15 protein-coding genes and 1 tRNA gene are annotated in these 13,917 nt (G+C 46.9%); 9 read left to right on the top strand and 7 right to left on the bottom strand.

The features are described from left to right. Window positions 1–38 precede the first annotated feature (38 nt). Both NDK19_RS05240 and NDK19_RS05235 read right to left on the bottom strand, forming a co-directional pair. A complete protein-coding gene (locus tag NDK19_RS05240; RefSeq protein ID WP_250630799.1) occupies window positions 39–698 on the bottom strand; it encodes a lipoprotein signal peptidase in 660 nt (219 codons plus the stop codon). An 87-nt stretch (window positions 699–785) separates the two neighbouring features. After that, window positions 786–2,294 (bottom strand): MBOAT family O-acyltransferase, encoded by a 1,509-nt coding sequence (locus NDK19_RS05235; protein WP_250630798.1) that lies wholly within the window; start codon window positions 2,292–2,294, stop codon window positions 786–788. Between the two features lie 86 nt (window positions 2,295–2,380). On the opposite strand from NDK19_RS05235, the gene hemC reads away from it, so the two are divergent. The 6 genes from hemC to NDK19_RS05205 all read left to right on the top strand — a co-directional run bounded on the left by hemC (window position 2,381) and on the right by NDK19_RS05205 (window position 8,251). Then, window positions 2,381–3,316 (top strand): hydroxymethylbilane synthase, encoded by a 936-nt coding sequence (gene hemC, locus NDK19_RS05230; protein WP_250630797.1) that lies wholly within the window; start codon window positions 2,381–2,383, stop codon window positions 3,314–3,316. A gap of 65 nt (window positions 3,317–3,381) precedes the next feature. Beyond that, window positions 3,382–3,453, top strand: a tRNA-Gln gene (locus NDK19_RS05225). Window positions 3,454–3,522: 69 nt separating this feature from the next. Next, window positions 3,523–4,458 carry a ribose-phosphate pyrophosphokinase gene (locus NDK19_RS05220; protein WP_250630796.1) on the top strand — a complete coding sequence of 312 codons (936 nt, stop codon included), beginning with the start codon at window positions 3,523–3,525 and terminating at the stop codon, window positions 4,456–4,458. A 30-nt stretch (window positions 4,459–4,488) separates the two neighbouring features. Further along, entirely contained in the window at window positions 4,489–5,055 is a 567-nt protein-coding gene (locus tag NDK19_RS05215) for a 50S ribosomal protein L25/general stress protein Ctc (protein ID WP_250630795.1), read from the top strand. Between the two features lie 260 nt (window positions 5,056–5,315). Beyond that, complete coding sequence (gene mrdA, locus NDK19_RS05210) at window positions 5,316–7,262, top strand: penicillin-binding protein 2 (protein ID WP_250630794.1); 1,947 nt, start codon at window positions 5,316–5,318, stop codon at window positions 7,260–7,262. Continuing rightward, entirely contained in the window at window positions 7,262–8,251 is a 990-nt protein-coding gene (locus tag NDK19_RS05205) for a PorP/SprF family type IX secretion system membrane protein (RefSeq protein ID WP_250630793.1), read from the top strand. The genes mrdA and NDK19_RS05205 overlap by 1 nt, the downstream gene beginning before the upstream one ends. Here NDK19_RS05205 and ruvC read toward each other — a convergent pair. Next, window positions 8,248–8,805, bottom strand: coding sequence for a crossover junction endodeoxyribonuclease RuvC (gene ruvC / locus NDK19_RS05200; protein ID WP_250630792.1), 558 nt, complete (start codon window positions 8,803–8,805; stop codon window positions 8,248–8,250). The genes NDK19_RS05205 and ruvC overlap by 4 nt on opposite strands. A gap of 59 nt (window positions 8,806–8,864) precedes the next feature. On the opposite strand from ruvC, the gene NDK19_RS05195 reads away from it, so the two are divergent. From NDK19_RS05195 to NDK19_RS05185, 3 genes are read left to right on the top strand one after another with little or no spacing between them, the layout of a single operon-like run. Next, window positions 8,865–9,794, top strand: a complete 930-nt coding sequence (locus NDK19_RS05195; protein ID WP_250630791.1) for a peptidylprolyl isomerase — start codon at window positions 8,865–8,867, stop codon at window positions 9,792–9,794. 6 nt (window positions 9,795–9,800) lie between these two features. Further along, window positions 9,801–11,153 carry a magnesium transporter gene (mgtE, locus tag NDK19_RS05190; RefSeq protein WP_250630790.1) on the top strand — a complete coding sequence of 451 codons (1,353 nt, stop codon included), beginning with the start codon at window positions 9,801–9,803 and terminating at the stop codon, window positions 11,151–11,153. Then, the gene (locus tag NDK19_RS05185; RefSeq protein ID WP_250630789.1) at window positions 11,153–11,746 is read left to right on the top strand and encodes a phosphatase PAP2 family protein; all 594 of its coding nucleotides are present in this window, start codon (window positions 11,153–11,155) and stop codon (window positions 11,744–11,746) included. The genes mgtE and NDK19_RS05185 overlap by 1 nt, the downstream gene beginning before the upstream one ends. Here NDK19_RS05185 and NDK19_RS05180 read toward each other — a convergent pair. The 4 genes from NDK19_RS05180 to rplM form a co-directional block, all read right to left on the bottom strand. Then, window positions 11,733–11,957 (bottom strand): CDGSH iron-sulfur domain-containing protein, encoded by a 225-nt coding sequence (locus NDK19_RS05180; RefSeq protein ID WP_250630788.1) that lies wholly within the window; start codon window positions 11,955–11,957, stop codon window positions 11,733–11,735. The genes NDK19_RS05185 and NDK19_RS05180 overlap by 14 nt on opposite strands. 101 nt (window positions 11,958–12,058) lie before the next feature. After that, a complete protein-coding gene (gene rpsB, locus NDK19_RS05175; RefSeq protein WP_250630787.1) occupies window positions 12,059–12,847 on the bottom strand; it encodes a 30S ribosomal protein S2 in 789 nt (262 codons plus the stop codon). A 51-nt stretch (window positions 12,848–12,898) separates the two neighbouring features. Then, window positions 12,899–13,285: a 30S ribosomal protein S9 gene (gene rpsI, locus NDK19_RS05170; protein WP_250630786.1), complete on the bottom strand. Its 387-nt coding sequence runs from the start codon at window positions 13,283–13,285 to the stop codon at window positions 12,899–12,901. After that, the gene (gene rplM, locus NDK19_RS05165; RefSeq protein ID WP_250630785.1) at window positions 13,285–13,728 is read right to left on the bottom strand and encodes a 50S ribosomal protein L13; all 444 of its coding nucleotides are present in this window, start codon (window positions 13,726–13,728) and stop codon (window positions 13,285–13,287) included. Before rplM ends, rpsI begins: the two co-directional genes overlap by 1 nt. Window positions 13,729–13,917: the final 189 nt, after the last annotated feature.

Raw genomic sequence — 13,917 nt, 5'->3', positions numbered from 1 at the left:
ATAGCGGCAGTCAGGCAACAGCAGCCGATGCAAACCGCTTAATTGATAGTTTTGGTCGTTTCCGCATCCGGCATAATTTCCGGCTCAACCTGTTTGTCGGATTCAGGCACGGAGCGGTCAAAAAATTTCCCCTGAAAAATCAGAATCAACATTACACCTATAAAAATAGAAGCATCGGCAACGTTGAATATAGGCCAGAGCGAGTAATAGTTGCCGCCAATCAGCGGTATATAGTCAGGTAAGGCGCCTTCCCAGATGTCTAAGTAGAACATATCTATTACCTGCCCGTGAAACCAAGGATACAAAGGCGGAGGATTGAGGACAAACAAAGCATTGTCCAGCAATACGCCATAGAACGTACTGTCTATCACATTGCCCAAAGCGCCACCCAGCACCAAGGCCATGCACCAAATAAACCCGCTGTGAGCACCTCGGCGCGCCATATAAGCAATGTAAACCGCAATAATTGCCACAGCTACAATACGGAACAGCGTCAGCCCGATTTTGCCGTATTCCGAGCCAAATTCCAGCCCGAATGCCATACCGGGGTTGAGTGTATAGTGCAGTTTGAACCAATCTCCAAAGATTTTGATTTCACCCAGCGGCCCCATCTGCATGTACTCATGAACAGCCAACTTCACGGCTTGGTCAACAAGAATGACCGCCAAAGCGAGCAAATAATATTTTAAATATTTCATTGTTAGCAATTTGTATCTACAAAGTAAGCCAAGTTTATGCCGATTTGCAACGGATTTTGCATTGCTTAACTGTGCGGACGAGCATGATTAAAACTGAAAATAAATAAACGGCTGTACCGCCGCGGTTTTCATCTGAAACAGCAGCAGCGCTACAAATGCAATAATGATCGCTTTGGTCAGGTCGGGCAGGGCGGTAAACCGCACCGAAAGCGAAGTTTTGAACGAACGCGGCAACAGGTGCGCCGCAAATCCGAAAGCAATCAGCAGGAAGGGCTTGTAGTACGCCCCAAGTGCCGCCGCAATGATTTCAGGCTGAAAGTTGAACGCAATTTGCGAGAGCATATCGCCGACGGCTTGCATATCGGCAGCGCGGAAAAATATCCAGCAGAAAGCTACAAAATGGAAGGTGAGCAGGCTGCTCCAAAGGGCAGCACCTGTTTCGCCTTCTGTTTTTTTGGCAGGGAACGCCTCCATCCACATCTTATGAACCGCCAGAGCAATGCCGTGCAATGCGCCCCAAATGATGAATCGCACGTGTGCGCCGTGCCACAAACCGCCAAGCAACATGGTCAGCAGCAAATTGATGTAGGTGCGTACCTTGCCCTTGCGGTTGCCGCCCAGCGAAATATAGAGGTAATCGCGCAGCCAAGAGGAGAGCGAAATATGCCAGCGTCGCCAAAAATCGGTGATGTTTTGTGCCTTGTAGGGCGAGTTGAAGTTTAGCGGCAGGCGGTAGCCCAACAGCAGCGCAAGTCCGATAGCCACGTCGCTGTAGCCCGAAAAATCGCAGTAAATCTGGATAGAATAACCGTAAACAGCCATCAGGTTTTCAAATCCGCTATAAGTCAGCGGGCTTTCAAAAACCCTGTCCACAAAGTTGATGGAGATATAGTCCGAAATGAAAATCTTTTTAATTAAGCCGTTGATAATCAGGAAAACGGCGTGCCCGAACTCCTCTTGGTTCAAGTTGTAGGGCTTATAGATTTGCGGCACAAAATCCGAAGCCCGCACAATGGGGCCTGCGACCAACTGCGGGAAAAAACTCACGAAAAAGGCAAAATCCCAAATGTCGTTCACGGGTTTGAGGTTGCCCCTGTAAATGTCTATGGAGTAGCTGATAGTTTGGAACGTATAAAACGAAATCCCGACGGGCAAAATAATATTGTCAATATCAAAAGAAGTACCCGCCAACTGATTCGTAATAACTGCCAACAGATTAGTAGCCTGAAAATCCGTCCCTGCCAGTTGGTTGATAATGTCGGTCAGGAAGTAGGTGTACTTAAAATAGCCCAAAATGGCAAGGTTAATCACCACGCTTGCCGTTACGAGCCGTTTCCGAAGCACAGGGTTATCCGACTCATAAATTTTCTTGCCGATGTGGTAGTCTATGATAGTGGAAAGTATCAGCAAAGTAAAAAAATAGCCTCCCGAGAGGTAGTAGAAATACATGCTTACTGCCATCAGGTACAGGCTGCGGGCGCGGTTGTTTTGGTAAATAAACTGATACCCTAATAATACTACGCCAAAAAAGACCCAAAAGATAGCTGCGCTGAAAATCAGCGGCTCATTTTCTTTATAGACAAACCACTGCCACATAGCGCCAAAATTAGGCTTTTTGCATTTTTCGTATCGCTTTTTTTATTTTATTTGTGCACGCAAGCCTAAATACCAAACAAAATACTGTGGAACAAGTAATTCGCATCGGTACGCGCGCCAGCCGATTAGCCCTATGGCAGGCCGAATATGTTGCCCAACGCCTGCAAAATGAAGGATTCGGAGTAGAGATTGTTCCGATAGAAACCGCCGGCGATAAAATATTGCACAAAACCATTTCCAAAATTGGCGGTAAGGGCATTTTCACGGAAGAGTTAGAGCAGCAACTGCACAGCGGCGGAATAGATATTGCCGTACACAGTGCAAAAGATTTGCCGTCATCATTACCCAATGAGTTGGAAATCATTGCCTACACCGAGCGAGAGAAAGTACACGACGTACTGGTAAGCTACAATAAGTATTTCACACTGGACGAAAGCCAAAAAATCGTATTAGGTACATCTTCCACCCGCCGCATCGCCATGATTAAGCATTACATGCCCAAAATGAAGACCGTAGATGTGCGCGGCAACCTGCAAACCCGTATGCGCAAAATGGAAGAAGGGCTTTGCGATGCGTTGGTGCTTGCCTATGCGGGCGTTAATCGCATGGAGTACGAGGAATTTATTGTCATGCACCTGCCAACCGATACGTTTACTCCCGCCGTTGGTCAAGGCAGCATTGCTGTTGAGGCTTCCATGCGAATGAATGAAGACCTGCTTCACAAAATCAGAAATGCGGTTAATCATGAGCCGACCGAATTGCGTCTGCGTGCCGAGCGAGCTTTTCTGCGCACGCTGCAAGGAGGGTGCAGCATCCCGACTTTTGCATTGGCAGAGTTCACATCAAACAACGAGCTGACCATCAAAGGGGGCATTATCAGCCTGAACGGTCGTGAAATTGTGCGTGCAGAGCAGACCGGAAGCACAGATGACCCCGAAGCTATCGGGTATGCCTTGGCCTACAAAGTACTCGAACAAGGCGGCGAAAAGATTCTGCACGATATTAAAAAGCAACACGCATAAAAAAATTTTTTGTGAGCGCTTGCAATTTTATTCCGATGCTATAAATTTGTGGCACAATTAAGGATTGACTGATGGTGTAATTGGCAACACAGCAGATTTTGGTTCTGTTATTCCTGGTTCGAGTCCAGGTCGGTCAACAAACAAAATAATCCCGATGCACATCGGGATTATTTTGTTTTAGTAAGGAACATTAGTTATAAGCGGTTATGCCCGTTAAGATTTTCTCAGGCAGCGGCTCCTTGGAACTTGCTGTTAAAATAGCCCACTCTTACGGTACGCCTCTTGGCGCATTAGAGCGCAAGCGTTTTAGCGATGGCGAGCTTTCGGTAGCCTTTGAGGAGTCTATCCGCGGCGAGCATGTATTTTTGATTCAGTCCACCATGCCGCCTGCCGAAAACTTGATGGAACTGCTGCTTATGATTGATGCGGCACGCAGAGCATCGGCCAAATATGTAACCGTAGTAATTCCATATTTCGGTTATGCACGACAAGACCGCAAAGACCGCCCCCGCGTCAGCATCGCTGCCAAATTGGTTGCCAACTTGTTATCTGCGGCAGGTGCCAACCGCATCATCACCTGCGACCTGCACGCCGGACAAATTCAGGGCTTCTTTGATATTCCGTTAGACCACCTGAGCGCCATCTCCATTTTTGTTCCGTATATCCGCAACTTGGTTAAAACACACCAGTTGAATGTCATATTTGCATCGCCTGATATGGGAGGAGTAGCCCGTGCGCGCGCATTTGCCAGCTATTTCAATGCCGATATGGTCATTTGCGACAAGCAACGCAAACGCGCCAACGAAGTAGCAGCCATGCAGGTAATCGGCGAACCGGAAGGAATGGATATTTTCCTGATTGATGACATGGTAGATACAGCCGGCACGCTTTGCAAAGCGGCAGAAGTGCTGAAAGAAAAAGGCGCAAAGTCGGTTCGTGCCATTTGCTCACATGCCATCCTTTCCGGAAAGGCCATTAGCAACATAGAAAATTCGCAGTTGGAGGAATTAGTTGTTACCGATACACTCCCTCCGCGTGTTGAGAACCATCCTAAAATCACGTATCTCTCGGTAGCGGATTTATTTGCCAAAGCCATTCGCAAAATCCACGACCAAGAGTCTATCAGCACCTTGTTTATTTAATCATATTTTCCATTTTATCAACATCTATTTATGAAAACGCTTGAGATTATAGGGTTTAAAAGAGCAAATCTCGGAAAAAGGAACGCTAAAGACCTTCGCAACGAAGCGCTTGTTCCTTGCGTGTTGTATGGCGCAGGCCATCAGGTACATTTTGCCGTACCTATGATTTTGTTCCGCGGGCTGATTTATACACCGGAAGTTCACATGGTTGAACTCAACATTGAAGGTGATATCTATAAAGCTATCCTGCAAGACATCCAGTTCCATCCTGTAAACGAGATGATTATGCACGCTGACTTCCTCGAGTTGCAGGATGATAAGCCCGTGAAGATGAACATCCCCGTACACCTGAAAGGCACTGCCATTGGTGTACAAAAAGGTGGTAAATTGGTGGTAAAACAATCAAAAGTACGCATCAAAGCTTTGCCTGCTCATATGCCTGACTTTGTAGAGTTAGACATTACCAATATGGATTTGGGCAAGTCGGTTCGTGTGCGCGATATTGTAACCAACAATTTTGAAATTCTGACCAACGGACAGGTAACTGTTGCAAGCATTGCCATTCCACGTGCGCTGCGCGGAAAAACTCAGGAATAGCACTTCTGCAAAACTCTCCTCATCAACTGCCAAATCCCAACCGATTTGGCAGTTTTTTTATGATAACACCTTGTTATTATCCTGTTTATTATTGGTAAGATACAATAAAATACGTAACTATGCGTAAACTTTACAGGCAGCAACAAGTGTTTGCATAAAAATCCGTTAAAAAAAATCGCTTTTAACAAAAGTGCGCTAAATTGCTGCGTAACCCTTTATCAATCAATATTTTCAGTTAAACCTATACCTGTTCTGCTGACGTGAATAAGCGATATATTATTCAGTTCGCCATTTTTGTTGTTGGCTTTATATTTTTGGTAAAACTGTTCTTTTTGCAGGTACTTGACCAAGACTACAAAGTAGAAGCTGACAATAATGCCGTGCAGCGTGTAGTACGCCATGCCGTACGCGGTATCATCACCGACCGCTACGGAAAGCTCGTTGTTTCCAATACGCCCGTATTTGATATTTACATCATTCCCAAAGACTTTTTTCTGAAAGACACCGTCCAATTTTGCAGCCTGTTCGATATCAGCAAAGAAGAGTTGATTGATAAATACACCAAAGCAAAACAGTACTCCCGCCATAAACCCTCCTTATTTTTAAAGGACGTTAAGATAGACCACTTCGCCAAAATCAGAGACCGTATGGATGAGTTCAGCGGTCTTTTTGAAGAAGCTCGTACCGTTCGCGAGTATCCGCATAAAAGCATGGCCAATGCGTTGGGTTATGTAAAGGAAGTTGATAAGAAAATTTTAGAACAAGATGCGGAAGGCTACTACAAAGCGGGTGACCAAATAGGCAGGTCGGGTATTGAAGCAAGTTATGAGCGCATATTGAGAGGCAAACGCGGCGTAACCTATAACTACGTGGATGTACGGCGCGTGGTAAAAGGCTCTTATCGCAACGGAGCATTTGACACCTTGCCCGAAAACGGCAAAACGCTGATTTCTTCGGTAGATTTGGAGTTACAGCAATACGGCGAACTGTTGATGCAAAACAAAATCGGCAGCATTGTAGCCATAGAACCGGCAACGGGTGAAATTTTGGCAATGATTTCTGCCCCCTCCTACGACCCCAACAAACTGACCGGCTCAGGCAAAGAGGTGTCGCAGAACTATGCCATGCTGGTAAACGACACGCATCGCCCGCTTTACAACCGCACACTAATGGCTCCTTATCCGCCCGGCTCTATTTTTAAGTTGGTGCAAGCACTTATCGGCTTACAGGAGGGCGTAATAGATACCGTAAATACCAGAATCCCTTGCGTACAGGATATTGTCAAGTGCCACTCGCACCCCAGCCCGTTAGATGTAAGAGGTTCGGTGCAACACTCCTGCAACCCATTCTATCATCGGGTATTCCATCGGATTATCATTCAGGAGAAATCCAAAAACTATGTGGAAGATACCCGTATCGGTCTTGCCAATTGGGTGAAATACTTAGATAAGTTCGGGCTTGGCAAGCCGCTCGGGTCAGATTTGCCCAATGAAAAATCGGGCTTAGTGCCTACCGTAGCGTACTATGATAAAAAGTACAAGGGCAATCCTTGGAAATTCGGCAACATCTATTCCCTTAGCATCGGGCAAGGCGAGATAGGTGTACTGCCCATTCAAATGGCCAACCTTGCCGCTATTATGGCCAATCGCGGCTATTATTATACGCCCCACATCATCAAAGGAATAGACCAACCGGGCAATATTGACGAAAAGTTCCTGGTGAAGCATGAAACCGGTATCAAGCGGGAATATTTTGAGTACATCGTTTCGGGTATGGAACAGGTAGTGCGGGCAGGCACTGCCAGACGTGCATTCATCCCCGATTTGCCGATTTGCGGAAAAACAGGAACGGCACAGAACCCCCACGGCGATGACCACTCAGTATTCATCGGTTTTGCCCCCAAGCACAATCCTAAAATTGCCATTGCGGTTTATGTAGAAAATGCAGGATTTGGCGGCACATGGGCTGCCCCTATCGCCAGCCTGATGATGGAAAAATATATCCGTCGCACAACTTCCAGAAAGCATTTAGAAGAAGAAATCATCCGTAAGGATTTTATAACGCCCCGTCAGAAAAAGGCAGCAACCGAAAAGCCTGCCACCAAAATTGCGGGCAACCCTGCCCGGCAACCGCAAGAACAAAAAATGCCGGACATGCAAACCCTTCCTTTGCGAACTGTGGCATTACCCTTGCGCAGTGAAAATTGATGAGAAACTACTATCTGACTTCGGCAGGTTTAATATGGCTTTTCCTGTCTTGGAGCCTGCACGCGCAAACCCCACAGTTTACGCAGTTTTACCTTGCGCCTATGGCTGTAAATCCTGCTTTTACAGGCACTACTACGCAATATCGCATGGGATTACTGCATCGGCAGCAGTGGTTAGGTGCGTCGGCACGCATGGCGACTACCTATGCCGCTTTTGATGCTAACCTCCCAACCATTAGCAGCGGAGCAGGGGCTTATTTGACCCACGATACGGCACCGACCGGTCAGTTCCAGCAAATTGCCTTGCAGGCAGTGTACAGTTTTCAACTGCGATTGAGCAGCAAGTACATATTGCGCATGGGACTGAACGCGGGGCTGTCTAATCGCAGCACTGCCATCAACTCACTGCGCTTTACCAGCCAAGTGCGCCCCGATGAACCCGATGTATTTGAGGGCAACGGCAGCAACAGCCGTTTTTTTGCTGATTTTGGCTCCGGCATATTGTTTTACAGCGCGCAGTTTTGGGCAGGGGCTTCGGTTTTGCATCTGAACAAGCCCGATATTTCCTTCCTAACCGGCGAGTCTGCCGCATTGCCGCGCCTCTATGCCGCTCATATGGGAGGCAAGTTTTCCTTTCCGACGGATGGCAGCGGCGATATCTACCTGCTGCCTGCAATGCTTTTTAAACAACAGGGAGCAGCGCGACAGTTGGATATAGGCGCTCGTGTGGCATTTGAACGCTCCCCCATTCAGGTTGGCGCACAGTATCGCGGCCTGCCCTTGTTGCAATCGTTCGGCCTGCCTCGTCAGGATGCTGTTGCTGCTATCATCGGCATTTATCGCGACAACTGGCAAATGGCTTACAGTTATGACCTGCCCATCAGCAATATGAACAGGGTAACGAGCGGCTCGCATGAAATAGGCATCGTGTACACGTGGGCAACGCGCGATTTTCGCCGCCAGACCGGTATCAAATGCCCTGTTTTCTAAGATTTTTTAACCCGGTCGGGATTATCGGCAATAAATGCCGCCCAATTTTTGGCTTTTCCGCGGGCAGGTGTTTGCTGCTGGTAAGCATGACAAACCGCCACGGCAAGCGCATCGGTAGCATCTAACAGTTCCGGCAGTTCACCAATCGCCAACTGACTTTGCAGCATTGCCGCCACCTGCTCCTTTGAAGCACTGCCGTTGCCCGTTACCGCCTGCTTTACTTTTTTGGGTGCATATTCAATAATGGGAATCCCTCTGGCAAGCGCTACAGCCATTGCTACCCCTTGGGCACGCCCAAGTTTAAGCATAGACTGGATATTTTTGCCGTAAAAAGGCGCTTCCAATGCCATTTCATCGGGCATGTACTGCTCAACCAACTGATGGACGCGCTCCCAGATTTTTTGCAGCTTTTGCGCATGATTATCGTACTTACTCAAATGGATAACACCCATTTGCAGTGCTTCCAACTTGCGGCCTGTCATTTTTACAATGCCATAGCCCATGACCACCGTTCCGGGGTCTAAGCCGATAATGATGCGCTCCGATTGATTCATGGCGGTTGGATTGACTGCTTTTATGTAATTTTGGCAAAGATAAACAGAATACAAAGCGAATGAAGTATATGCAACGACTGTTGGCAGGGCTGGTAATTTTTGGTTTGCTGACTGCTTGTGAACAATCTTCACAGGGACAGTCCCAAACAACGACCGCAGAAATTTCTCCCGACAAAGACGTGCTGATTACCATCAGTACACCCATGGGCGAAATGCACGCCATTTTGTATGAAGAAACCAAACAACACCGAGACAACTTTATTAAACTGGTCAAGGAAAAATACTACGACGATTTGCTGTTCCATCGCTGCATCAAAGACTTTATGATTCAGGGCGGCGACCCGCAGTCCAGAGGTGCTGCGCCGGGCGTGATGCTGGGCAATAACGGCCCCGGCTATTTCCTGCCTGCCGAGTTTATGCCCGATAAGTATTTCCATGAGAAAGGCGCTATTTGTGCTGCCCGCAAAGGCGACCAAGTAAACCCCGAAAAACAATCCGACGGCAGCCAGTTCTACATTGTACAGGGCAAAACCTACACCGAACAGGAACTGCTCGATATGCGCACCGATTTGTACAAACTCTACGAACTGTTTCAGCAATTGCTTACCAAACCTGCCTATGCTTCTTTGACCGCACAACTCAACGAGTTGCAACAACGCGGCGACAATGAAGGCATTCAGAAGCTCATTTTACAACACAAAGACATTTGTGAAAAAGAATTTGGTGTGGAGTTGGACAAGCCGCTGACCGCCGAGCAAATTCAGAAATACACCACCATTGGCGGAGTGCCGTTTCTGGATGGAGAATACACCGTTTTCGGGAAAATTCTGGATGGTTTTGACGTACTCGATAAAATTGCTGCACAGCCCGGCGACCGATTCAATCGCCCCAATACGGATATTCCGATGAAGATATCCTCAGAGGTGCTGCCCAAAGCAGAAATTACCAAGCGATTTGGCTATCAGTATCCTGCCACCATGAAAAAATAAAAAGTTTTGGAACTCTCTACCGAATTACTGAACAAGTTTGAGCAAGCCGTTCGCAAACGCGACGATGACTACATCCTTCGCGTAACGGCTGACCTGTATCCGGCAGACATCAGCGCTATTTTGCATGAACTCAATGGCGCTGACAGTAAGTATGTAATTCAACTGCTGCCACCCAATGTGAGCGCCGATATTCTCAGCGACTTGGAGTCAGATATCCGAAGAGATTTTTTAAAGCTGTTCAATGCAGAGGAAATAGCCGCCATTGTAGATTATATGGACTCCGACGATGCGGTGGATTTGCTCAATGAGCAACCCGTTCGCATCCGAGAAGAGGTGATGGCGCTGTTGAGCGAAGAACAAAGCAATTATATCAAAGACCTGTTGCACTATGAACCCGACTGTGCCGGCGGATTGATGGCTACCGAGCTCATCAAAGCCAATATCAACTGGACGGTGCAGCGATGCATTGAAGAAATCAGACGACAGGCAGAAAATGTAGAAAAAATTTATTCGGTTTACGTTGTAGATGACGATGACGTGCTGGTTGGCAGACTGCCGCTCAAACAAATCGTAATTGCCAAAGACAACGAACTGATTAAAAATCTGGTAATAGAAGATGTGGTAGCCGTAGAAACCTATCGCGCAGGCGAAGAAGTGGCTGCCCTGATGCAAAAGTATGACCTTGAAGCCATCCCTGTGGTCAATGTGCGCGGAAAACTATTGGGGCGCATTACCATTGACGATATCGTGGACTTAATTGTTGAGCAGGCCGACAAAGACTTACAGGCGGTTTCCGGTATTTCGGAGGATATTGAAGAAGATGATTCTATTTGGAAACTGACCCGCGCACGCCTGCCTTGGCTGCTGATTGGTATGTTGGGTGGAATTTTGGGTGCTCGCTTCATCGGCATTTTTGAGCAAGACCTTGCCTTGATTCCCGCAATGGCATTTTTTATTCCGCTCATCACGGCTACCGGCGGCAATGTAGGCATACAGTCTTCAACCATTGTTGTGCAGAGCCTCGCCGAAGACAGCACCCCCACGGCCTCTATCTGGCAGCGATTGTGGAAAGTGATGTTGGTAGCGCTGCTCAACGGGCTGGTGATTTCAATGGTAGTATTTGGCTTTAACATTGTCATTTTCAATAAAATGACGCTTGCCATAGTGGTTTCGGTAGCCTTGTTCAGCGTAGTTATTCTGGCATCGCTTATGGGAACGGTTACTCCATTGGTATTAGACCGTTTCGGCATTAACCCCGCCCTTGCCTCAGGGCCATTTATTACCACTGCCAATGATTTGCTGGGTCTGGCCGTTTATTTTTTGGTAGCGCGCATGGTGTATGCTTTTTTCCCTTTGTAATGACAACAGCATCTATCATAGACACCTTACAAGCGTGGGACAAAAACCTTTTTTTATGGCTGAACAGCCTGCACCATCCTGCCTTAGACGGGATAATGATTTTTGCCACCGCCACCCACGTATGGATTCCACTCTACATCCTGATTGGATTGGGTATTATTGTATCGTACAAAAAGCAATCTTGGCGATACCTGCTATTGATTGCCTGCATCATCTTGTGCAGCGACCAGTTTGCATCAGGGCTGATAAAACCGCTTTTTGAGCGTTTGCGCCCCTGCCATGAACCTTCGTTGCAAGAACAAATATTTGTACCGATTGGTTGCGGCGGACAATACGGATTCATATCTTCTCATGCTGCGAACACTTTTGCATTAGCAGCGTTTTTATGGCTGCTGTTTCCGCAATGGCAGTATAAAAATGCGCTTCGTTGGGGCATATGCTTGTGGGCAGCCATTGTAAGTTACAGCCGGATATATGTAGGCGTACATTATCCGGCTGATGTGCTTTTGGGCGCAATGGCAGGCGCACTGATTGCCATTTTGCTTTGGCACATTGCGTTGCGGCTGCGGCTAATCCCTGCTACTGCTTTTTAGGAGGGAGGTCAAAAGCCTTAGCATCGTGGTCAAAATGGCCGCGGTGCGAGCCATCGCAAAAAGGCTTGTTTTGCGACAAACCACAGCGACAAATAGATACTGCCGTGCGTCCGCCCAAGCCATATACATTTCCTTGTGCATCTACAATTTCAAAATCGCCTTCTACTTTTAATGAACCGTTGCTGTTTACGGTGAGTTTTACTGCTGCCATAACATTTAAATTTGGTTGATACACAAAGTTGTACAAATAAAAAAAGAGTGAAAAATCCTTGCGTCTTTTTCACTCTTTGTGTGTATTAATTAACTGTCCGACTATTCGTTGTCTTCATCAGCATCTACGGAAACAGTTGTTTCGTCTATTTCGCGCTTCTGATTTTCTTCGTCTTTCAGTTTGCTTTCGTCTTTTTCTTTCTTACGCTCCATCAGCGCTTCTTCAATGGCTTTGCCAAATGTAGAGGTAATCAGAGAAATAGACTTGAATGCGTCGTCATTGCCCGGAATAGGGAAGTCCACCTGATTAGGGTCGGAGTTGGTATCCACAATAGCAAAAACAGGGATGTTCAGCTTTTGAGCTTCCTTAATGGCAATGTGCTCGCGCTTGATATCTACTACAAACAAAGCGGCCGGGAGACGAGCTTGGTCGGCAACTCCGCCCAGAATTCTTTGCAGTTTGTCGCGCTCGCGAGCTATCATCAGGCGCTCACGCTTAGCCAAGTTGTTATAGCTGCTCTCGTCTTTAATGAGCTTTTCAATGCTTGAAAGCTTTTTCAAAGACTTGCGGATAGTAGTAAAGTTAGTCAGCATACCGCCCAGCCAACGCTCGGTTACGTAAGGCATTTTCAGGCGACGTGCCTCTTCAGCTACTACCTCCTTAGCCTGCTTCTTGGTAGCAACAAACATTACTTTGCGACCGGAGCGAACAATTTTCTTCACTGCTTCGCAAGCTGTATCCAGCGCAGTCAGCGTTTTGTTCAGGTCAATAATATGGATTCCGTTGCGCTCCATGAAGATGTAGGGCGCCATTTTAGGATTCCATTTACGGGTCAGGTGCCCGAAATGCACACCTGCATCCAAAAGGTCTTTATATTCTAAGTTAGACATAAATTACCGTTCTTGAGAATGTGGAAAATAATAACCAACGAATAAATCCGATTAGCGCTTGCTGAACTGGAATCTTCTGCGAGCTTTTCTGCGTCCGTACTTCTTGCGCTCTACCATGCGAGGGTCGCGGGTCAGGAAGCCTTCTTTCTTCAAAGCCGGTCTGTTTTCTGCTGTTACTTCGCACAAGGCACGTGAGATAGCCAGACGAACTGCTTCTGCCTGACCTTTCAGACCACCGCCTGCTACATTAACTTTGATGTCGTAGGCATTCAAAGCATTCACAGTGTTCAGTGGCTGATTAACGATAATCTGCAAAATCTCAGAAGGAAAATAGTCCTTCAGCTCGCGTTGGTTAACGGTAATTTTACCTGAACCGGCTGAAACATAGATGCGTGCTACAGCCGTTTTTCTTCTGCCGATAGTGTTGATTACTTCCATTAGAGTTTGATTTCTTTAGGTTGCTGGGCTGCGTGAGGATGTTCGTTTCCTGCATATACATACAGGTTAGTAAAAAGACGACGGCCTAAACGATTCTTAGGCAACATACCGCGAACAGCCATCTCAACCAGTTTGACAGGCGATTTGGCATGAACTGCGCGAGGAGAGGCGATGCGCTGGCCACCGGGATAGCCAGTGTGAGAGATAATCTCCTTGTCAGTCCATTTTTTGCCGGTCAGTCGAATCTTATCGGCATTGATGACAATTACATTATCTCCACAGTCCACATTCGGGGTAAAGCCGGGCTTATGTTTGCCACGAATGATACGGGCAACCTCACTTGCAAGGCGACCCAGGACCGCAGACTGGGCATCAATAACAACCCAATCTTTGGTAACAGAAGCTCTGTTTACCGAGATAGTCTTATAACTTAAGGTATCCATTAATTTGAATGGTTTTAAAAAAGGACTGCAAATATAGCTAACCTATTCATAACCAACAAAATTTTATTGCACTATTTGGTTAGGATACCTGCTAGGCAATTGGCAAATCTCATTAACTACCCGATGCAATATTTGCCGTAAAAAGCCGTATTTTATGAAATTTATCGGCTAAATATTACATCAATATCA

Origin of the sequence: Rhodoflexus caldus, from assembly GCF_021206925.1 — a bacterium.
Classification (GTDB): domain Bacteria; phylum Bacteroidota; class Bacteroidia; order Cytophagales; family Thermoflexibacteraceae; genus Rhodoflexus; species Rhodoflexus caldus.
This window is presented reverse-complemented; position numbering and strand designations above follow the sequence as displayed.

Bases quoted from the DNA above. Each gene is read 5' to 3' on its own strand.
- NDK19_RS05240 (WP_250630799.1), bottom strand. From the start codon at position 698: ATGAAATATTTAAAATATTATTTGCTCGCTTTGGCGGTCATTCTTGTT.
- NDK19_RS05235 (WP_250630798.1), bottom strand. From the start codon at position 2,294: ATGTGGCAGTGGTTTGTCTATAAAGAAAATGAGCCGCTGATTTTCAGC.
- NDK19_RS05220 (WP_250630796.1), top strand. From the start codon at position 3,523: ATGCCCGTTAAGATTTTCTCAGGCAGCGGCTCCTTGGAACTTGCTGTT.
- NDK19_RS05215 (WP_250630795.1), top strand. From the start codon at position 4,489: ATGAAAACGCTTGAGATTATAGGGTTTAAAAGAGCAAATCTCGGAAAA.
- NDK19_RS05205 (WP_250630793.1), top strand. From the start codon at position 7,262: ATGAGAAACTACTATCTGACTTCGGCAGGTTTAATATGGCTTTTCCTG.
- ruvC (WP_250630792.1), bottom strand. From the start codon at position 8,805: ATGAATCAATCGGAGCGCATCATTATCGGCTTAGACCCCGGAACGGTG.
- NDK19_RS05195 (WP_250630791.1), top strand. From the start codon at position 8,865: ATGAAGTATATGCAACGACTGTTGGCAGGGCTGGTAATTTTTGGTTTG.
- NDK19_RS05185 (WP_250630789.1), top strand. From the start codon at position 11,153: ATGACAACAGCATCTATCATAGACACCTTACAAGCGTGGGACAAAAAC.
- NDK19_RS05180 (WP_250630788.1), bottom strand. From the start codon at position 11,957: ATGGCAGCAGTAAAACTCACCGTAAACAGCAACGGTTCATTAAAAGTA.
- rpsB (WP_250630787.1), bottom strand. From the start codon at position 12,847: ATGTCTAACTTAGAATATAAAGACCTTTTGGATGCAGGTGTGCATTTC.
- rpsI (WP_250630786.1), bottom strand. From the start codon at position 13,285: ATGGAAGTAATCAACACTATCGGCAGAAGAAAAACGGCTGTAGCACGC.
- rplM (WP_250630785.1), bottom strand. From the start codon at position 13,728: ATGGATACCTTAAGTTATAAGACTATCTCGGTAAACAGAGCTTCTGTT.